Genomic DNA, 19914 nt, shown 5'->3' with positions numbered 1-19914 from the left:
CATGCTCTAGCGTGGCGCAATGAACGAGACTCAGGACTTTCATCATCTAAAGGCGATGCTGGAATGGCAGGTTGAACTTGGTGCGACCGAGGCAATTGGCGACGTTCCGGTGAACCGCTATGAGGTTCCGGCTGAAGCGCCGAAACCCAAAGCAACCGAAGAGGTTGCGCCTGCGCCTGTTTTAGAAGCGCCTAACCCTGTTGAAATAGCAAAAGCCGCGGCGATGCGGGCGACCGATTTGCCTGAACTGAGAACCGAAATCGACGCATTTGAATTTTGCGAGTTGAAGCGCGGTGCGCGTAATCTTGTGTTTGCCGACGGTAATCCGGCTGCGCGGGTCATGATTGTTGGCGAGGCGCCGGGGCGCGACGAGGACCTGCAAGGTCGACCATTTGTTGGCCGTTCCGGTCAGTTGCTCGACCGGATGTTTGCAGCGATCAACATGGCGCGCGATGCGGAAGAACCCGAATCTTCGGTCTACATCACCAATGTCTTGCCTTGGCGTCCGCCGCAAGACCGTGACCCGACACCAGAGGAGATCGCAATGATGCGCCCGTTTCTGGAACGTCACATTGCGCTGGTGAACCCGGAGTTTCTGGTTTTGACCGGGAACATTTCATCCAAAACCTTGTTAGGGAAGACAGGCATAACCCGCTTGCGCGGGATATGGACAGAGGTGTTTGGCATACCGGTATTGCCAATGGTTCACCCGTCCTATCTGTTACGCAAGCCCGAAGCGAAACGCGAAGCATGGGCCGACCTTTTGTCTTTGCAGGCGCGCTTGCGAGGTGATGTAGATGGTTGAGTTCACAACGCTTCTTGCGTTTATCCCGGCTGCGCTCGCATTGAACCTGACACCCGGTGCGGACATGATGTTTTGTGTCGGTCAGGGTTTGCGGGGGGGCGTGCGTGCTGCCACATCGGCGAGCTTTGGTATTTCAATCGGATCATTTGTACACGTGACGCTGGCGGGTATTGGGCTTGGCGCTTTGGTTTCTGCCTATCCCGCAGTTTTTGACGTAATTCGCTGGATGGGAATAACCTATCTTGTGTGGCTTGCCATAAAGGTGTTGCGAAGCCCGCTTGAGGCTAACGGCGCACCCGCAGTTTCAGCAAAACGTGCGTTTTGGGATGGGCTGCTCGTGAATTTGACAAACCCAAAAGTGATCTTGTTTGTATTGGCGTTCATCCCGCAGTTTGTTGATCCCTCACGCGGAAGCATTTTAGCCCAATTCCTTGTTTTCGGGGCGGTTCTTGGCCTTGGAGGCTTTGTAATCAACGCCTTAGCTGGTATATTCGCGGGTGGCCTTGGCGGGCGTATAACTGGCGCTGTTGGTTTTCAGCGTGGGTTGCGCTGGGTCTCTGCAACAGTTTTTGGTGCGCTTGCCGTACGGCTGGCGCTTGAGAAGTAGAGAAAAGAATGACAACCGAAAAAGAATTTATCCCGGTCCGGATCGCCGTACTTACAGTCTCCGATAGTCGTGGTTTGGCAGAGGACAGATCTGGTGATGTTCTGGTCGGACGGATATCCGGTGCCGGGCATGAGCTTGCGGACCGCAAGATACTTCCGGATGAGCGGCATCAGATAGCCGACCAACTGCGCGAATGGTGTGCAAACCCTGAAATCGATGTTGTTATTTCAACAGGGGGAACCGGTTTGACAGGGCGCGATGTGAGTGTCGAAGCACATCGGGACGTCTACGAGAAAGAGATTGAGGCCTTTGCTACCGTTTTCACCATGGTGTCTTACAAAAAGATAGGCACGTCTGCCGTTCAGTCACGCGCAACAGGCGGCGTAGCGCAGGGCACATACCTATTTGCATTGCCTGGCAGTCCGGGTGCCTGCAAGGATGCCTGGGACGAAATTTTGGCCGCGCAGCTCGATTATCGCCATGCTCCGTGTAATTTTGTGGAAATTTTTCCAAGATTAGAGGAACATAAGCGACGGAAATAGCTGCCTGGTACGTAATACAATTATGAGCCAAAGGCAGAATTTTTGCGTATACTCTAAGTAAACCGGTCTGAAAGGACAGCTATGCGGTTTTTGGCACGTAGTCTTATGGGGCTGTTCCTTCTGTCTGTGACAGTGGGATTTTTGGCGATGGCCGGTGCCATGTTTTACAATGCGCTTCTGATTTCATGGGCCGAAGACGATTTCACGATGCCAAACCGTGAGCGCATTTTTGCAGCAAATGTCGTTAGATATGAACCCGGCAACATCGCACCGGTCCTGACAGCATTTGGGGAAGTGCGCAGCCGCCGGACCCTGGATTTGAGAGCAACTGCGTCCGGCACCATCGTAGAGCTGACAGAGAATTTTGTTGAGGGTGGCCGTGTAGAAAAAGGCGCCTTGCTGGCCCGGATTGATCCGAGCGAAGCGCAATCTGAGTTGCAGCGTGCGCAAACCGACGTCTTAGAAGCTGAAGCCGAGGTGCGCGATGCAGCTCGTTCCTATGATCTTGCCGTGAATGAACAGGAAACAGCGGAGGCGCAACTGGTTTTGCGTCAAAATGCTTTGGCACGCCAGCGTGATTTGCGCGGTCGTGGTGTAGGAACCGAGGCTTCGGTTGAGGCTGCCGAACTCGCAGAGGCAGTGGCGCAGCAATCTTTGCTGTCCCGGCGTCAGGCCATTGCGCAGGCAGAGGCGAGGATAGATCAGGCAGATACGGAGCTGCGCCGGCAAAAAATTAATCTCGCGGATGCGGAGCGCGAACTTGCAGATACCGAAATTTTCGCAGAGTTCTCAGGTACACTGGGGGACGTCAGCGTTGTTCAGGGTGGACTTGTTGCAAACAACGAACGCATAGCACGATTGACGGACCCGGACCTGCTGGAGGTGTCTTTCCGTGTTTCGACCACTCAATACACGAGACTTCTCGATAGTCTGGGAGCATTGAACCGCGCTCCTGTAGAAGTATTGCTGGATGTGTATGGGGTCGATCTTTCGACCTCTGGTGTGATCTCACGTGAAAGCGCATCCGTGGGGGAAGGTCAGACCGGGCGACTTTTGTTCGCGCACCTAAAAGACGCGCGGGGCTTCAGGCCCGGTGACTTTGTAACAGTCAAGGTTCGGGAGCCTGAATTGATTGATGTCGCGTTGCTGCCGTCCTCTGCTGTGGATTCCGCTGAAACCGTGTTGCTGATAGGCCCAGAAGACAGGCTTGAAGTAGCATCAGTCGAATTGCTACGACGACAGGGCGACGATGTGATTGTTCGTGGTGAAATGCTTGACGGTCGCGAACTCGTTGCAGAACGCTCACCCTTGCTTGGCGCGGGAATAAAAGTACGTCCAATCCGTAGTAACGGTTCTACCACTGCGCAGGAGCAGGAAATGCTCGAACTCAGTGAAGAGCGCCGCGCCCGGCTTGTCGCTTTTGTAACCGAAAGTGACCGGATGCCGGAAGAAGCTAAAACCCGGGTTCTAGGATTGCTTGCTCAGGAACGGGTTCCTGCCCAGGTTGTTGAACGCATCGAAGCGCGAATAGGGGGCTGAGATGGTGCGCGAAATCCCCCCGGCGGCGGCTGGGATACTCAGCTACTTTACCCGCCATCGGACAGCCGCAAATTTGTTGCTTGTACTGATGATCGGGTTGGGTCTGGCGGCAATGCCGCGGATGCGCGCACAGTTTTTTCCAGATGTGATCATTGATAACGTAAGCGTTTCGGTCGTCTGGACCGGAGCCGGAGCCGAAGATGTGGACGCTGCAATTGTGCAGGTTCTGGAGTCGGCTTTGCTGGCTGTCGAGGGCGTCGAAAGCTCTTCTGCGACATCAAGCGAAGGCCGGGCGAGTATTTCGCTCGATTTTGAACCGGAATGGGACATGGCGCGCGCCGCAGATGAGGTGCAAGCGGCGGTTGACGCAGTCGACACATTGCCGGAAGACGCAGAAGAACCAAAGGTCAGGCGCGGAGCATGGTGGGACAGGGTAACTGATGTTGTGATAACTGGTCCTGTTGCGGTGGATCAGTTGGGTCGGTTCGCGGATGAATTTGTCACCCGGTTGTTTGCCGAGGGTGTGACGCGGACCACCATCAGAGGTGTGGCAGCCCCGCAAACGATTGTAGAAGTGCCTTCTGCGGCGTTGATCAAGAACGATGTCACAATGGCAGAAATCGCGGCGACGATTAACGCAGAGGTTTCTTCCGATCCCGCAGGAGACGTATCTGGCGCAAATGCGCGTGTGCGGACGGGCATAGAAAAAAGGCGTGCGGATCAGATTTCAGCCATATCTTTGCGCTCCAACCCTGATGGGTCGCATCTTACGGTCGGGGATGTTGGCCGTGTTATTGTTGAAGGGATTGACCGGGACAGGGCCTATTACGTTGGTGCCAACCCGGCAATTTCGGTGCGTGTTGATCGGTCGGGACAGGGCGATGCCATCCGAATTCAGAAACAGGTGGAAGAGGTTGCCGCCGACTTGCGTGCAACCCTGCCGGAAAACGTTTCAATAGATTTGATCCGAACACGTGCAGCGGCGATAACGAGTCGCCTGAATTTGCTGCTTGATAACGGGCTTGTCGGGCTGGGGCTTGTGGTTGCTTTGCTGTTTCTGTTCCTGAACGCGCGCACAGCATTTTGGGTTGCGGCTGGCATTCCGGTTTCAATGCTGGCGACGATCGCGCTGATGTATGCTTTTGGATTGACGATCAACATGGTTTCGCTGTTTGCGTTGATTATCACATTGGGGATTGTGGTGGATGACGCCATTGTTGTTGGCGAACACGCAGATTTTCGCGCGCGGCGGCTTGGAGAAGGACCTGTTGAAGCGGCTGAAAATGCGGCGCGCCGCATGGCTGCTCCGGTGTTTTCAGCAACAATTACGACTGTGATTGCGTTTTTCGGACTGGTTGCAATTGGCGGGCGGTTTGGGGACCTGATTGCCGATATTCCGTTTACCGTGATTGTTGTGTTGCTTGCTTCGCTCGTGGAATGTTTTCTGGTTTTACCAAACCATATGAGCCATGCGCTGGCCCATTCAGCAAAACAACATTGGTATGACTGGCCAAACCGCATTGTGAATCGGGGGTTTTCGAAGGTGCGCGACAAGCTGTTTCGCCCTCTGATGCGTTTTGTGGTTTGGGCGCGTTACCCGGTGTTCGCCGGGGTGTTGGTTGTCCTTTCCAGTCAGGTTTCGATTTTTGTTCGTGGTGATCTGCAATGGCGTTTTTTCAATGCGCCGGAACGTTCGTCTGTTTCCGGGAATTTTGCGATGGTGCCAGGCGCTAAGCGTGAGGACTCGCTCGCTATGATGCGCGAGATGCAGCGCGCAACCGAAGAAATTGGCAAGCTCTATGAAGAACAATACGGGGAGAACCCATTAAAATATGTTGTTGCGGAAATTGGCGGCAACACGGGACGCGGGCTGTCAGGGGCATCCGCGAAAGATCCGATTTTGTTGGGGTCGATCGCGATCGAATTGATCGACGCGGATCTGCGCCCCTATTCAGCCTTCAGTTTTGTCGCCGAATTGCAGGATCTGGTTCGCCAGCACCCTCTGGCAGAGACGGTTAGTTTCAGGCGCTGGCATTCTGGCCCCGGCGGCGATGCGCTTGATGTAGAGTTTTACGGCGCGGATTCGGCGACATTGAAGGCGGCAGCCGAGGCATTGAAAACTGCCCTTATTCCTTATCCGGAGGTATCAGCCGTTCAGGATTCACTGGCCTATGACAAAGTAGAACTGATCCTCGAGCTTACACCACAGGGTCAGGCTCTTGGGTTCACAATTGACGGGTTGGGGCGCGTGTTGCGCAATAGGCTGGGGGGGATTGAGGCCGCGACTTACCCCGATGGTCCACGCACCGCTGAAGTTCGGGTTGAATTACCCGAAGGCGAGTTGACCGCTGATTTTCTTGATCGCAGTCAAATGCGAACAGCTGAAGGAGAATATGTTCCCCTGTCGGATATTGTGACGGTCACAAGGCGCAGCGGTTTTTCAACGATACGCCGCGAGAATGGCCTCCGTCTGGTCTCAGTTACAGGAGATATTTCCGAGGACGACCCGGCGCGTGCCGAGGCGATCATGGCCGAACTGGAGAACGAGATACTGCCACGTATCGAAAGCGAATATCGCGTGTCGTTCAAAATGTCTGGTTTGGCCGAGCAGGAAAATGATTTTTTAAGTGATGCAGCATTTGGCTTTTTTCTCTGCCTGATCGGTATCTATCTCACGCTCGCCTGGATTTTTTCGAGCTGGACACGGCCTGTCGTTGTTATCGCAATCGTGCCTTTTGGGATGGTTGGTGCGATCTACGGACACGTCGCCTGGGAGGTGCCGCTATCAATGTTCAGCGTTGTCGGCCTGATTGGTATGACAGGTATCGTCATCAATGATTCCATCGTTCTGGTCACAACGATCGATGACTATGCAAAGGAACGGGGGCTCATTCCGGCGATTATCGATGGCACTGCAGATCGTTTACGCCCGGTTTTGTTGACCACAATGACAACGGTGCTCGGGCTGACACCATTGCTCTATGAGAGGTCCGTTCAGGCGCAGTTTCTGAAACCAACCGTTATAACGCTTGTCTACGGCCTGGGATTCGGGATGTTAATTGTGTTGTTGATTGTCCCTGCTTTGCTGGCCATGCAGTTGGACGTTACGCGTCAGTTAAACGGTTTTCGTCGTGCACTTAGCCTGCCCGCCCGTTCGGGCCGGGTTTGGCTGATTACAGCGCTGGCAGGTCTGGTAACTTTAGGGATTTTTGTTTTCACTTTAGGAACTGCCGCCTTCACGGGAACCTTGCCGAATGCATTGCTTGGCGCCTTGCCGGTTCTTCAAAATATATCAGCTCTCTCTGTCGGCTTTCTGCTTTTTGTAATTTCAACTGCGGCAATAGTAATATTCGCCTTTATATGCGGTGCTCTATTTTTACGCCTTGGTCGTTTGGAAAAGAGCTAGCCGCCATGGCAGCCCTGAATATCCACAGCGCGATCCGCCCCCAAAACCGTTATCCGCACGTCGGACCTGTTAAGCGAAAAAGGTTGCGCATTTGGTGGGACCATATCTGCGGATGCTTTTAGCTCACTGCCTGAGCGGTGTGCGCTCGCCTCGCTAATCCAGATCGTTTGATCCGGTAATTCGAACACCGCAACCTCATTGCGGCCAAGCGATGGCATAGTGATGCTCGCCGTCACGCGCAGCCCGTCTTCAATGGGTTCGACCTGACAAAGAACGGAACTGACCTGCGCTTGCACAGCGCTGGTTGGTTGTTGGTTTAGCGCAAGCCGAATGACCGGGTCGCTTTCTGTCAAATCATTTCCAAGTTCCGCATTCAGACGCAACGTTACCGGCACGCAAACAGATGCGCATACACCAAGTTCCACCTTGCCGCGTATCAGAATAGATGCGTTTGCGCGGTTCGGTGTGAACTCCAGTGGGATCACAACTTCATTAATGTATCCGATCGTGCGAAGCCCGTTCGTGTCAAACACGGATGGCCTTGGCCAGTGAAGCTCGACAGAACCAATGTTTCTTGAGCCGGTCCAGTCAAACCGTGGAGGAATCCCAGAATCTCCAGGTGCGCGCCAATAGGTTTTCCATCCTTCGGCAAGACGAACGCGCAGCGCGGTCATATGCGTGTTATTCTCCGTTCGCCACCCGGGCAACACATCAATCGTGACAACCCCATCTGCGACCTGCGCCGACGCTGGTACAGACAACGGTACCATGAAAACGCCAGCCAAGACCGCGTTCATGAGGAAATTCTTAATCATGCAAAGACAATAGACGAGCCACACGGGATAGAAAATCACATTTGGGAGATAGGTTGTGACTGTGGCGTTCTTGACCTTGCGAACAAGCCAAAGAGCGGCCATGCTTAAGCCATGGAAGCATCAGGCGACATGACGAATCTGAGCGGTAAGCTTCTGGTGGCCATGCCGGGCATGGGTGATACCAGATTCGAGAAATCTGTTGTATTTCTATGCGCACATTCTGACGCGGGGTCCATGGGGCTTATCGTAAACAAGCCGTCGGTTGAAATGAAGTTTGATGAACTTCTAAAACAGCTTTCGATCAATATCGTTCCCGGCATCGTTGTTCCCGACGTCCATTTTGGAGGCCCGGTTGAAATTGGCCGCGGCTTTGTGCTGCATTCTTCGGAATACGGAACAAAAGAAACGACGATGCAAATTGATGACTGTTTCGCAATGACAGCTACGTTGGATGTTCTGGAAGATCTTGCGCAAGGCCAAGGGCCAGAGCGTGTTCTTCTGGCGCTTGGATATGCTGGCTGGGGGCCGGGTCAGTTGGAGGCGGAAATTGGCCAAAACGGCTGGCTAACCTGTGATGCCAGTCCCGAAGTTGTTTTTGCCAAGAGCAATCGGAGCAAATGGGAAGCAGCGTTAAAAACGTTGGGAGTTGATCCCCTGCTTTTGTCGGCAACGGCCGGGCGGGCTTAAACTTAAGCGCTAGATCGTTCTACTAATAGCAAGGGCATTTTTAAGGCTAAGAGGTTTCATTGCCCTTTATGAGCGAGGTGCTGCTGCGCGGCGCAGGCGGTCATTAATTGCACGGCCAAGCCCGGTATCAGGAATGGTTGAGACTGCGATTGTCTTTGCGCCCATTGCGTCAAGTTGGTGAAGGTAGCCAAACAGGTTTGCAGCGGCTTCTACCATATCGTGGCTGGGTGAAAGGTTTAAATCAGCACCCTCGACCGACCCGAAACCAAGCAGCATTTCGCCCTCATTCTTAGTCGTTGCATTCAGGCGGACTCGCGCGTTTGGCGCGTAATGGGATGCAAGCTGTCCCGGTGCCGTGACCGGGTCAGTTTTCGAGATAAACCGCAGCGGCTTACCAAGGCAGGATTCGATGACTTCCATCGGTAACCCCCCTGCGCGCAGTAAGGTTGCGCCGCCCTCAAACCCAATGATTGTGGATTCAAGACCGACAGGGCAAGGGCCGTCATCCAGCACCGCCTCAATACGTCCGGTAAGCCCAGCCAGAACATGCGCCGCAGTCGTCGGGCTGATTTGGCCTGAACGGTTCGCTGAAGGCGCAGCAATAGGGCCACCGAACTCTTCAAGGAGCATTTGCGCAGCACGGTGTTCCGGTACACGCAGACCTATCGTGTTGAGCCCTGCAGAGGCGAGAGGAGACATGCCAGAGTTTTCGCGCAACGGAAGCACAAGTGTCAGAGGCCCCGGCCAAAATGCAGCGGCAAGTCGAAGAGCGATATCATCGAAATGCGCGAAAGCACGCGCCATCCGGATGTCAGCAACATGGGCAATCAACGGGTTGAAACTTGGCCTTCCCTTTGCTTGAAAAATCCGTGCAACAGCGCGGTTACTGCAGGCATCGGCCCCCAGACCGTAGACAGTTTCGGTTGGAAAGGCGACAAGCCCTCCGTTATGAAGGATCTCAGCCGCTTCTTTGAGGTCTGGCGGAGTTACGGAAAGAGTTTTGGTTTCGATCACTGTCTGCCCTGTGACGCTGCGTCAATGTTGCTGTACGGGGGCCGTCGTTTAACTTGGGCCGCGAAGAATTTTTTACTGTTGCCGCTGTTTTGACCACAATAAGGCGGTTTTGGAAAGGGAACACGATGGCCTATCGCGCACCGGTGGATGAGTTTCAGTATATTTTTGACCACGTGGTGGAGTTTGATCAGGTCGCAAAAATAGATTTGTTTGCCGAGGCCACCCCGGATATGACATCTGCGATTCTGTCAGAAGCCGGGCGGATGTGTAGCGAAGTCCTCTCGCCACTACAACGCAACGGGGATTTGCATCCGGCAGTTCTGGAAAACGGTGTTGTTCGTACGTCTCCGGGTTTTGCCGAGGGGTATCGTGCTATTGCTGAAGGAGGCTGGATCGGAATCTCTGCAAGCGCGGAAAGCGGGGGGATGGGTTTGCCAATGACCCTCACAACAGCCGTGAATGAGATGATGGCTGGCGCATGTCTGGCGCTGCAGCTGAATCCGCTCATGAGTCAGGGCCAGATCGAAGCGCTGGAACACCACGCGAGTGAAGAGATCAAGGCGATCTACCTGCCGAAACTTATCAGTGGTGAATGGTGCGGAACGATGAACCTGACCGAGTCACAAGCAGGTTCAGATGTTGGTGCATTGCGGTCAAAGGCAGAGTCAAATGGTGACGGCACTTTTGCTGTTACGGGCCAGAAAATCTATATCAGCTGGGCTGACAATGATTTCAGCGCGAATGTCTGCCACCTTGTGTTGGCCCGTTTGCCGGATGGTGCTGCTGGCACAAAGGGTATCAGCCTGTTCATGGTCCCCAAATATATCCCAGATACTGACGGTGAACCCGGTGTCGCCAACAGCCTGAGTGTTGTGTCGCTCGAACATAAACTGGGGCTGCACGGATCCCCCACAGCGGTAATGCAATTCGATGGCGCAACTGGTTGGCTCGTGGGAGAACCACATCAGGGCATGAAAGCCATGTTCACAATGATGAACAATGCGCGTCTGGGCGTTGGCGGACAGGGGATTGGTTCAGCCGAAGGTGCCTATCAGCAGGCGCTTGGTTATGCGCTTGAAAGAAAACAGGGTAGTACGCCGGTAGAAGGCGGCGGCACCATTGCTGATCACGCCGATGTGCGCCGGATGTTGACCACAATGAAGGCCGAGGTTTTTGCGGCACGCTCTATCGCACTGTCCTGCGCTGTCGCGATTGATATGGCGCGCGCAACAGGTGATTCAGACTGGCTGGCACGCGCGGCGCTAATTACGCCAATTGCCAAAGCGCATGGTACCGATATCGGCAACGAGGTCGCGCATATGGGGGTTCAGGTACATGGCGGTATGGGCTTTATTGAGGAAACAGGTGCTGCGCAGTTTTCACGCGATGTGCGTGTGACTGCTATCTACGAAGGGACAAACGGTATTCAGGCGATGGATCTGGTCGCCAGAAAGCTGATGGACGGCGGCGACGCCGCATTTCGTTTGTTGGAAGAAGTCGAAATGGCTGCCGAAGCAGAGCGGGAATTGTTCCCGAATATGAGCGAAGCGCTTTGGTCTGCGGCAGAAACCCTGCGCGAGACGACGGAATGGTTGGTTTCACAGGAAGATCTTAATGAACGTTTTGCCGGTGCTGTGCCTTACTTGCGCGCGTTCGCACGGGTTTTGGGCGCGCATTTCCACCTGAAAGCCGCAAAGGCAGAAGGCGGGAGTGGCCCACGTACCCATCTTGCGCGTTTCTACATCAAACGGCTGCTACCGGAATATGCTGCTCAGCTGACGCATGTACGCGAAGGCGCGCGCGGACTCTACGCGCTCTCGCTGGATGAATTGGGCGCATGATGGACGGCGCAGAGACGCCTCTCCGCTATCCCCATACATCGCCTCCCGTCGAAGGAGATGCGGTAGAGGTCGCTGATGGTGTGCTTTGGATGCGGCTGCCGCTTCCAATGAAACTGGATCATGTGAATGTTTATGCGCTGGATGAAGGTGAAAGCTGGACGGTCATCGACACTGGTTTTGACTCACGCCGCACACGCGCGGTCTGGGAAAAACTGCTGGCTGGCCCACTTGGTGGCAAGCCCGTCAGTAGGGTGATCGTCACACATCATCACCCAGACCATGTGGGATTGGCCGGGTGGTTTCAGGCCGCACAGGGGGCTGAACTATGGACGACACGTACTGCCTGGCTGTTCGCGCGAATGCTTATGCTGGATGAACAGGCGGTGCCGACCGAAGAAACGCTGAACTTTTGGCGATCATGCGGTATGGATGCGGACGTGCTGGAAAACCGTGCTACGGAACGACCCTTCAATTTCGCTGATATCGTCGCGCCCATGCCATTGGGGTTTAACCGCATCAAGCAAGGTGATGTCATGCGAATCGGCGGACGTGACTGGGACGTTCATATTGGGAACGGGCACGCGCCAGAGCATGCAACTTTCTGGTCACGCGATGACAATTTGGTGATTTCTGGCGATCAGATCATTGCGTCAATCTCGCCAAATGTAGGCGTCTATGCAACAGAGCCTGGCGCTGATCCGTTAGCTGACTGGCTTGAAGCTTGCGAACGTCTTCAAACACTTGCGCGGCCTGACCACTTGGTGTTGGCGGGCCATAATCTGCCATTTACGGGTTTGCCAACCCGAATGCGGCAACTGATTGATAACCACCATGGCGCGTTGAACCGGCTGATGGCGCACCTTGAAACACCGCGAACAGCGGGCGAATGTTTCGCACCTCTGTTTAAGCGGGAAATTGGTGAAGGTGAATACGGGCTTGCACTGGTCGAGGCAAAGGCGCACGTCTCTCATCTGTACCAACTTGATAAAATTGCGCGTCGGCGGCGCGAAGACGGTGCTTGGCTTTACTACGTAGGGGGATGAATATGGACGGTAGAATCAAAACGTCAGCCGAAGCGGAAGAAGACGCCGCACTGCCACGCGCCCATGCAGTGCATTGCAACCCGGACGGCACAGTCACGACCGAGGGCCGCAACCTACCAAAGGGCAAAACCAAAAAAACCGTTAAACAAAAAAGCCCCGCCGAATGGGCGTATGAACGCATCATTCTTTACATCAAAAACTTTGAAGAGCAGCTCGACAATGAACAAGAGGTCGCAATGGGCTTTACCGGCGGCGATGCGGGTGTTCTGCGGATCGAAGGGCTGGGTTATTTTGACCCGGATATTGTGACCTTTTATGGTTCGGATCAGGCTGGCGCCAAAACGCAACTGGTTCAACATGTCACCCAACTTAATGTCATGCTGCGCGCGCTTCCTAAAGAAGTTAGCCGCAAAGAGCCAAACCGGATTGGTTTCAGGTTGGCTGCGGATATAGAAGCCGGTTGAATTTGGGTCTATGATCCCGTTAACAGATGCGTGACAGCGCTTGTAAAATCGTCTAAGTGAAGCGCAAGACATTATGAGGATCGCACCTATGGCAGAACATAAACACGGAACAATGAGAACGACAGTTCAGGAAAAGACCTATTCTGGCTTTATCAAAGCCGTCACATATTCCAGCGTTTTCATTATTGGTATTCTGATTTTTCTTGCCATCTTTAATAGCTGATCTTCTGCCGCGCGCGGAAATGTTTGCCGCTTAGCTAAGAGTTCAGGGAACAGATAATGCGAAAGCTATTCCTGTGGTTTCTTCTTTCGGGTTTTCTTGTGGCCTGCGGAACCGCGGCAGAGCCCGTTTGGGCCCCTGCAGAGGAAGTAGAGCGCGCGGTCTACACTGACGGCGGGCCAACATCTCTGACGCTGTTTACAGTGATCAATGCGCAAAACGGAGCTGGCGCGCATTCGGGCTTGATGGTCAATGGAAACCAGCGGATTCTGTTTGACCCTGCGGGTACTTGGCACCATCCGGCAGCACCTGAACGCAACGATGTGCACTATGGCTTTACGCCGAGCTTTCTCGATTCCTATCTCGACTACCATGCGCGTATAACGCACTACGCAGTGGTCCAGACACTTGAGGTGTCACCCGAAGTTGCACAGGCAGCGATGCAAGCGGTCCAGAGCTACGGGGCGGTTCCAAAGGCGCAATGCTCAAAGAGTCTTTCAACTATTCTTGCGAGCTTGCCGGGTTTTGAAGAATTCCCGTTCAGCTGGTTTCCAAAGAAAACCATGGAAGAATTTGCAAAGTTTCCTGGGGTAACAACGCAGATTTTGCGCGACGACGATGCCGCCGACAACAAGTACCTTCTGGTCGAAGCTTCAGCCGAGGATATTGAGGGTATATAGCGCCAGATAAAGCGTACCTATGCCCGCGAAGATTGAGGCAAGCACATTTTTCGTTACATAACCGATTGTCAGCGCAGCACCCGCAGCCAATAGGCGTGCCAAATCGGGCTCACCCCCCGTTGCGGGCGGCCACAGAACAAGTGGCGCAACCATACCGGGGATGACCGCAACGGGTGTGTAGCGCAGATGCCGCAACACCCAATCCGGAAGTTTCCGGTCGCCAATCAGGCCCACAAAAGAAAACCGGATCAGAAACGATCCAATTCCGATCGCGACGATGACAATCCATGTTTCGCTACTATTCATGTCCATTTCCCGCGCCTTTCAAGCCAAAGTTCCGTTTGTGCGCCTGTGATCATTGCCAAAACCGCGGCAACCAGCAGGCCAAGGTTGAAGGGAAGAAATGCAAAAATCAGCGCAGCAGTGACTGAAACAACCGCTGCCAGCAAATGTGCAAGCGTGCGGATCGCAGGGGCTAAGATTGAAAGGAATGTGATCGGTAGCGCGAAATCCAATGCGTATTCCGGTGGAATCTGCGAGCCGACCAAGGCACCAACCAGTGTCATGCCGTACCAAGCCGGGATGATCGGTGTCGCGGCACCAACAAAAAAGGCCACTTTCTCGCCCACTGACATTTCCGGACGTTTCTCATATTCCAGCACAGATAGCGCATAGTTCTGGTCAAACAGAACATAGCTCAACAGAACTCGCTGCCAGAGAGGGGCTGAGCCGAGATAGGGAACAAGTGCCGCTGAATACATCGCCATGCGCAAGTTAACAGCCAACGCAATTGCGATAACAATAAGCGTGGGTGAATTGTCGACCATCTGCTGAACAGCGGCAAATTGTGCAGCCCCGCCAATGATCAGCACGCTAAAGCCCATGGTTTCCAGAATGTTGAAACCGGCTTCGGTTGCGACAACCCCAAAAAGCGTTGCAAAAGGGATCGCAACAAACAAAAATGGCAAACCGTTGCGAATGCCACGCCAATAGGCGGATTTCGAGGTGGTGGATGTCATTCGGTGACTCTAAGCTATTACTTGCAAATCCATGCCTGTTTCAGGGGAAAGATGCAAATGGCAACGCGTGATGATCTTGATCAATATCTGATAGCACCTGATCCGGCGCATCACAGATTGACGCGTGCAGTCGTCGGGCGCGATCAGGACGGTGCCGAAACGCAAATTTCCGTGGTAGAAGAACGCCCCTTGACGATTTTTCTGAACAGCCAGGAAATTGTGACTGCAATGACGATTGGCGACTATCCGGAATACCTGGCGCTTGGGTTTTTAAGCAATCAGGGGATGTTACAGCCGGGCGAGACCATTCGCGGCATCGACTATGACGAAGATCTGGAAACCGTCGTTGTGCGGACGGATGGGCAAACCACCTATGAAGAAAAGCTGAAAAAGAAGACGCGCACATCCGGCTGCGCGGTTGGGACAGTCTTTGGCGATATGATGGAGGGTCTGGAAGGGCTGGTGCTGCCACGAACGACGTTACGCACCTCGTGGCTCTATGCGCTCTCAGCCAAGATAAACCGCACGCCAAGCCTTTATCTGGAGGCCGGTGCAATACATGGGACGGTTCTGTGTCATCAGGACCAGCCGCTGGTCTATATGGAAGATGTGGGGCGTCATAACGCGGTTGATAAAATCGCGGGCTGGATGCTTTCCAAAGGCGCGACAGCCGAAGACAAGATCCTTTATACAACTGGTCGGCTGACATCAGAGATGGTGATCAAGACTGCCATGATGGGTATTCCCGTCCTTGCATCCCGGTCAGGTTTCACTGCCTGGGGTGTCGAGATAGCGCGCGAAGTTGGTTTAACCTTGGTTGGCCGGTTACGTGGGAGGCGCTTTATTTGCTTGTCTGGCGAAGAGCGGTTGGTCCGTGACGCTGACCCAGCCACAGTTCCCGATGAGGGGAAGAAGAACGGGCGCAAGGGGGCAAGTTTGTGAAGCAGCCTTTAGGGGTAATTCTTGCGGGCGGTCAGGCACGCCGCATGGGAGGTGGTGACAAAGGCTTGTTGCCGCTAGGTGGTGCGCGAATTCTGGACCATGTGATTGAGCGACTCGACCCTCAGGTTGCGGAATTGGCGCTAAATGCAAATGGGGATGCAACACGATTTTCCGAATTTGGACTTCCGGTTATCGCGGATAGCATTGAAGGTTTTGCAGGACCGCTAGCAGGCGTTTTGGCCGGGCTGGACTGGGCGGCGAAAAAAGGTGCAGACCATATCGTAACTGCAGCAGCCGATACACCGTTCTTTCCTGCCGATCTGGTGCCACAGTTGATTTTGGCTGCGGAAACATTGGGGACGCCGATCGCGCTTGCTGCGACGCCTGATCCGAAGCGTGGTGTGGCCCGGCATCCAACGTTCGGTTTGTGGCCAGTTGCTTTGCGCGACGATTTACGGGCAGCGCTTTCAGATGGGTTAAGAAAAGTTGTTCTTTGGACCGACAGGCATGGTGCAGGACAGGCGCTGTTTCCGGTTGCCGCGTTGGACCCGTTTTTTAACGTTAATACTGCCGAAGATTTGGCGCTTGCTGAAGCGTATTTAAAGACGGGTGCCGCATGAAAGTTTTTGGTGTAACCGGCTGGAAAAATGCGGGTAAGACCGGGTTGATGGAACGGCTGGTCCGTGAAATTACGACGCGTGGGATTAGCGTTTCGACTGTAAAACATGCGCACCACAGTTTTGATGTTGACCACCCCGGCAAAGATAGCGCGCGCCACCGCGAAGCAGGTGCACGAGAGGTTCTGCTGTCGTCTCGCAATCGCTGGGCGTTGATGAGCGAATTACGCGGAGAAGACGAAGAGGTGCTTTCTGATTTACTTGCACGACTCTCGCCGGTAGATCTGGTGTTGATTGAAGGATATAAGCGGGATCGTCACCCAAAAATCGAGGCGTATCGCGCGGCAACAAAACATCCTCTAATTTCGATAGAGGACGACAGCATTGTCGCAGTTGCAAGCGACGTCGCCTTGGCAGAGTCGGTGATACCAGTTTTCGATCTGGACGATACCGTTGGAATTGCGGATTTTGTTTTACAACAGGTGGGTCTGTCGGTCAGTCAGGCGAAACCTACCAAAGCTGAAATGCAATTGAAAAATGATTGTTTTGCCCTGCCGTCGGGCGTTGACTGGACACCAGTCGATACGGCGCTTGCCCACCTTCGGGAAAATCTGGGCCGGTGTGTCGGAATCGAAACTCTGCCGGTATCAGACTCTCTCGGCAGCGTGTTAGCAGAAGACCAGATCGCACGACGCTCTAACCCGCCAGCCCCTAACTCTGCAGTGGATGGCTTTGGCTTTGCGTATGCGGCTTTAGCGGACCAACAATCTCAGAAGTTACCACTTGTTAACGGGCGCGCCGCCGCCGGTTCACCCTATTTGGGGGAGGTGCCCTTGGGTTATGCGGTTCGTATACTGACTGGGGCAATCCTGCCAAAAGGCGTTGATACGGTGGTGCTGCAGGAAGATGTAACAGTTGTCGGGTCAAACATTACTTTTGAAGGCTCTGTTAAAGCGGGGTCAAATACGCGTAAAGCCGGAGAGGATGTGAAGCAAGGTGACGTTGCAATTATGGCTGGTCATGTTCTGCGGCCGCCCGATCTGGCCCTTTTGTCAGCACTTGGCATTGACGGTGTATCGGTTTTTGAAACCCTGCGCGTTGGGGTAATATCGACAGGGGATGAATTGGTACCTCCGGGGAGCACTGAAGATGTTGCCTCTACCTATGATGCTAATCGACCGATGCTGTTATCACTGGCCGCGCGCTGGGGGTATCAGCCGGTAGATTTGGGTCATGTTGGTGACAATCGCGCGCTACTACGCGACGCACTTGATGCCGCAGCGCAAAAATGTGACGTGATCCTAACCTCCGGTGGGGCTTCTGCAGGGGACGAAGACCACATGTCGGCGTTGCTAATGGAAGCAGGTGGATTGCAGATGTGGCGTATCGCAATGAAACCGGGGCGGCCACTGGCGCTGGGCCTTTGGCAAGGTGTTCCGGTATTTGGGTTGCCCGGAAATCCGGTTGCGGCATTTGTATGTGCTTTGATTTTTGCCCGTCCGGCCTGCGCCGTGCTTTCGGGTGCTGCGTGGCAAGATCCTGTCGGTTTTGACGTTCCGGCCAGCTTTGAAAAGAAGAAAAAAGCGGGGCGGCGAGAATACTTACGCGCAAGGATAACAGACACAGGTCAGGCCGAGGTGTTTGCATCAGAAGGCTCAGGCCGGATTTCAGGTCTGACATGGGCCGACGGATTGGTGGAACTGGAAGATGGCGCACGCCATGTAAAACCCGGTGATCTGGTGCGGTTTATCCCATACGGGGCATTTGGACTGTAGCGGTCAGCGTATGTGCGATGTTGAACGCGATTGTCCCGTTGCCTATATCCAAGAATTCTAAAGACGCAGTTAGGGCTTAGTCAAACGTTCCTGTGACGCGGCCAAGCAACATGAAAGCCCGTGCTGTACGTGTGTTGGACAAGGCGGCAATGTCTTCATCAGACGCGTTGCCTTCGAATTCAACAAAGGTTTTGTCGAACTCGCGCAGAAAGTGGTGCACAGCATCGCGAAAAATCGGATCCTGGCGCATCCGTCCAGCAGTTAGAGCGAGGCTGGAACGGTCACGTACCCCACCCAGGGCCGCTACGGGCCGCCCGCGCTCGCCCCTGGCGAAGCTGCGCCAAATTTCCGGGCGTGCACGGTCTGGCCTTAGATCATCCATGTAGATACCATCCTGACTGAGCAGGGTCAGTACATCCTGAGAGGCCTGAACAAGCTTTGCTGTCTGGCGATCACGCAATGCGCGCCGCAAAGCATCAAACCCTTCATGGTCTTCCGGGGTCTCGGGAAAATGCAGCGCACGAATGAAGTCAGGAATCGAAATCGGTGGATCAAGTGCTTCAGCGGGCGTACCCAGCGCAAGCGACGATTGGCCTTCGGAACCAGAAGCTTCGGCAGTTGCCGCGATTGCAGGTTTCTTTGCAGAGCCTTTGCTCGCGTCACGCTCCCTGCTCGATGTGAACGTGACCAGCGCGCTTTCCGTCATTTTCTGGGCTGCAGCGATTTCATCAAGCTTCTTTTCGAAAGAGGGCTTTACCCCCATCCCGGCCGACTGGAACTGTTCGACATAGGTATGTCGCATTGCGTCAATAGCAGCTTGCAGGCGTTCGCTTTCGTTTCTCATGACACGCGCACTGCGCGCTGCGATCGCGCCAATCCAAATCACAGCAATCGGCAAAAAGATCGACATCAGGGTCATCACAAACTTTAAAGAGTCAAAACCCGAAGCGTCATTTCCGTCGCCCGAGAACACGTAAAACCCGGTGACAGCCGCAATCCACAGCGCGCTTAAGACAATAGCAATCAACTCAGCCGAAGTGATACCATCCTCGCCGGCTGAATTGAAAATACCGAGATTTATCGGTTTATCTTTTTTTGGCTCTGCCATTGGTTGGCCCTGACTCCGCGTCAGACGAAAAGGATGTTCAATACTTCATAGCTGCGTTCCCCACCGGGGGTTCTTACCTCTACACTGTCACCTTCCTCTTTCCCAATCAATGCACGGGCAAGCGGAGATTTGATGTTGAGCTTGCCGTTCTCAATATCGGCTTCTGGTTCGCCAACGATCTGGTAAGTCTTTTCAATATCATTGTCCTCATCAACCAGCGTAACGGTTGCGCCAAATTTGATTGCACCGCTCAAGGTCTTCGGGTCGATAACTTCAGCAAGCGAAATAACAGCTTCAAGCTCTTTTACGCGGCCTTCGATAAAGCTCTGCTTCTCACGGGCAGCATGATACTCGGCGTTCTCGGAAAGATCGCCGTGTTCTCGTGCTTCAGCGATAGCTTTAATGACAGCGGGGCGTTCCACTGTTTTCAGGTTTTTCAATTCTTCATCAAGCGCAGTGAACCCTGCGCGTGTCATAGGTATTTTTTCCATAAGTGCCCTGAAATGCTTGTTGGGGAATAGGCAACACAGTGCTGTTAATTCAATCCCTCAGCGGAAAGTCAATAGGATGAGAGTTCAATTCTAGCTAGACAACGGTAAATCACAAACAAAAAGCCAGATCCAAATGAGAATTTTCTTTCGGTTCATTTTGGCTGGCACTGCGCGATTGACGGCTATTTTTCCGTAGCACTGGTGTTTGCATATTGGGTTTTCCTGCGGCGGCGTGCCGGAACAAACCCTTCCCTTCAAACCAGTGTGACCGGGTGAAACGATATGACGTTGGGTTGCGT

General features: G+C 53.9%; 20 protein-coding genes. 14 read left to right on the top strand and 6 right to left on the bottom strand.

What is annotated here, in order from left to right; genetic code table 11:
* The first annotated feature begins 19 nt into the window (after positions 1 to 19).
* From J4E70_RS11175 to J4E70_RS11155, 5 genes are all read left to right on the top strand, one after another.
* Positions 20 to 805: a uracil-DNA glycosylase gene (locus tag J4E70_RS11175; RefSeq protein WP_213889410.1), complete on the top strand. Its 786-nt coding sequence runs from the start codon at positions 20 to 22 to the stop codon at positions 803 to 805.
* On the top strand, positions 798 to 1412 hold the full coding sequence (locus J4E70_RS11170; protein ID WP_213889409.1) for a LysE family translocator: 615 nt from the start codon (positions 798 to 800) through the stop codon (positions 1410 to 1412). The genes J4E70_RS11175 and J4E70_RS11170 overlap by 8 nt, the downstream gene beginning before the upstream one ends.
* An 8-nt stretch (positions 1413 to 1420) precedes the next feature.
* Positions 1421 to 1954, top strand: a complete 534-nt coding sequence (moaB, locus tag J4E70_RS11165; RefSeq protein WP_213889407.1) for a molybdenum cofactor biosynthesis protein B — start codon at positions 1421 to 1423, stop codon at positions 1952 to 1954.
* An 81-nt stretch (positions 1955 to 2035) separates the two neighbouring features.
* A complete protein-coding gene (locus J4E70_RS11160) occupies positions 2036 to 3493 on the top strand; it encodes an efflux RND transporter periplasmic adaptor subunit (protein WP_213889405.1) in 1458 nt (485 codons plus the stop codon).
* A 1-nt stretch (position 3494) separates the two neighbouring features.
* The gene (locus tag J4E70_RS11155) at positions 3495 to 6899 is read left to right on the top strand and encodes an efflux RND transporter permease subunit (protein ID WP_213889403.1); all 3405 of its coding nucleotides are present in this window, start codon (positions 3495 to 3497) and stop codon (positions 6897 to 6899) included.
* Here the strand turns inward: J4E70_RS11155 and J4E70_RS11150 are convergent.
* Positions 6896 to 7696, bottom strand: a complete 801-nt coding sequence (locus J4E70_RS11150) for a protein-disulfide reductase DsbD domain-containing protein (RefSeq protein WP_213889401.1) — start codon at positions 7694 to 7696, stop codon at positions 6896 to 6898. The two genes, J4E70_RS11155 and J4E70_RS11150, sit on opposite strands and share 4 nt — an antisense overlap.
* A gap of 147 nt (positions 7697 to 7843) precedes the next feature.
* Between J4E70_RS11150 and J4E70_RS11145 the strand changes: the two genes are divergently transcribed.
* Positions 7844 to 8401 carry a YqgE/AlgH family protein gene (locus J4E70_RS11145; RefSeq protein ID WP_213889397.1) on the top strand — a complete coding sequence of 186 codons (558 nt, stop codon included), beginning with the start codon at positions 7844 to 7846 and terminating at the stop codon, positions 8399 to 8401.
* A gap of 66 nt (positions 8402 to 8467) precedes the next feature.
* Here the strand turns inward: J4E70_RS11145 and J4E70_RS11140 are convergent, their stop codons facing one another.
* Positions 8468 to 9415 (bottom strand): L-threonylcarbamoyladenylate synthase, encoded by a 948-nt coding sequence (locus tag J4E70_RS11140; RefSeq protein ID WP_377609648.1) that lies wholly within the window; start codon positions 9413 to 9415, stop codon positions 8468 to 8470.
* 125 nt (positions 9416 to 9540) lie between these two features.
* Here J4E70_RS11140 and J4E70_RS11135 point away from each other — a divergent pair, with 125 nt between their 5' ends.
* The 5 genes from J4E70_RS11135 (at position 9541) to J4E70_RS11115 (ending at position 13663) form a co-directional block, all read left to right on the top strand.
* Entirely contained in the window at positions 9541 to 11256 is a 1716-nt protein-coding gene (locus tag J4E70_RS11135) for an acyl-CoA dehydrogenase family protein (RefSeq protein ID WP_213889396.1), read from the top strand.
* On the top strand, positions 11253 to 12299 hold the full coding sequence (locus J4E70_RS11130; RefSeq protein ID WP_213889395.1) for an MBL fold metallo-hydrolase: 1047 nt from the start codon (positions 11253 to 11255) through the stop codon (positions 12297 to 12299). Before J4E70_RS11135 ends, J4E70_RS11130 begins: the two co-directional genes overlap by 4 nt.
* 2 nt (positions 12300 to 12301) lie before the next feature.
* Positions 12302 to 12763 (top strand): DUF6173 family protein, encoded by a 462-nt coding sequence (locus tag J4E70_RS11125; RefSeq protein WP_213889394.1) that lies wholly within the window; start codon positions 12302 to 12304, stop codon positions 12761 to 12763.
* Between the two features lie 88 nt (positions 12764 to 12851).
* Positions 12852 to 12986 carry an aa3-type cytochrome c oxidase subunit IV gene (locus J4E70_RS11120; RefSeq protein WP_213889393.1) on the top strand — a complete coding sequence of 45 codons (135 nt, stop codon included), beginning with the start codon at positions 12852 to 12854 and terminating at the stop codon, positions 12984 to 12986.
* Between the two features lie 56 nt (positions 12987 to 13042).
* On the top strand, positions 13043 to 13663 hold the full coding sequence (locus tag J4E70_RS11115) for a hypothetical protein (protein WP_213889390.1): 621 nt from the start codon (positions 13043 to 13045) through the stop codon (positions 13661 to 13663).
* Here J4E70_RS11115 and J4E70_RS11110 read toward each other — a convergent pair.
* Together J4E70_RS11110 and J4E70_RS11105 are read right to left on the bottom strand one after the other, a co-directional pair.
* Positions 13637 to 13975: an AzlD domain-containing protein gene (locus J4E70_RS11110; protein ID WP_213889388.1), complete on the bottom strand. Its 339-nt coding sequence runs from the start codon at positions 13973 to 13975 to the stop codon at positions 13637 to 13639. The two genes, J4E70_RS11115 and J4E70_RS11110, sit on opposite strands and share 27 nt — an antisense overlap.
* Entirely contained in the window at positions 13966 to 14682 is a 717-nt protein-coding gene (locus tag J4E70_RS11105) for an AzlC family ABC transporter permease (protein ID WP_213889387.1), read from the bottom strand. Before J4E70_RS11105 ends, J4E70_RS11110 begins: the two co-directional genes overlap by 10 nt.
* A 51-nt stretch (positions 14683 to 14733) precedes the next feature.
* Here J4E70_RS11105 and J4E70_RS11100 point away from each other — a divergent pair, with 51 nt between their 5' ends.
* From J4E70_RS11100 to J4E70_RS11090, 3 genes are read left to right on the top strand one after another with little or no spacing between them, the layout of a single operon-like run.
* On the top strand, positions 14734 to 15624 hold the full coding sequence (locus tag J4E70_RS11100; RefSeq protein WP_213889385.1) for a formate dehydrogenase accessory sulfurtransferase FdhD: 891 nt from the start codon (positions 14734 to 14736) through the stop codon (positions 15622 to 15624).
* Complete coding sequence (gene mobA / locus J4E70_RS11095) at positions 15621 to 16244, top strand: molybdenum cofactor guanylyltransferase MobA (protein WP_213889383.1); 624 nt, start codon at positions 15621 to 15623, stop codon at positions 16242 to 16244. The genes J4E70_RS11100 and mobA overlap by 4 nt, the downstream gene beginning before the upstream one ends.
* Positions 16241 to 18016, top strand: coding sequence for a bifunctional molybdopterin-guanine dinucleotide biosynthesis adaptor protein MobB/molybdopterin molybdotransferase MoeA (locus J4E70_RS11090; RefSeq protein ID WP_213889381.1), 1776 nt, complete (start codon positions 16241 to 16243; stop codon positions 18014 to 18016). Before mobA ends, J4E70_RS11090 begins: the two co-directional genes overlap by 4 nt.
* Positions 18017 to 18092: 76 nt before the next feature.
* Here the strand turns inward: J4E70_RS11090 and J4E70_RS11085 are convergent, their stop codons facing one another.
* A complete protein-coding gene (locus tag J4E70_RS11085; protein WP_213889380.1) occupies positions 18093 to 19124 on the bottom strand; it encodes a hypothetical protein in 1032 nt (343 codons plus the stop codon).
* Positions 19125 to 19144: 20 nt separating this feature from the next.
* A complete protein-coding gene (gene greA, locus J4E70_RS11080; protein ID WP_213889379.1) occupies positions 19145 to 19615 on the bottom strand; it encodes a transcription elongation factor GreA in 471 nt (156 codons plus the stop codon).
* Positions 19616 to 19914: the final 299 nt, after the last annotated feature.

Origin of the sequence: Pseudohalocynthiibacter aestuariivivens (assembly GCF_018457175.1) — a bacterium.
GTDB lineage: Bacteria > Pseudomonadota > Alphaproteobacteria > Rhodobacterales > Rhodobacteraceae > Pseudohalocynthiibacter > Pseudohalocynthiibacter aestuariivivens.
Note: the sequence above shows the minus strand (reverse complement) of the source record. Positions and strands in the feature narration are given on the sequence as shown.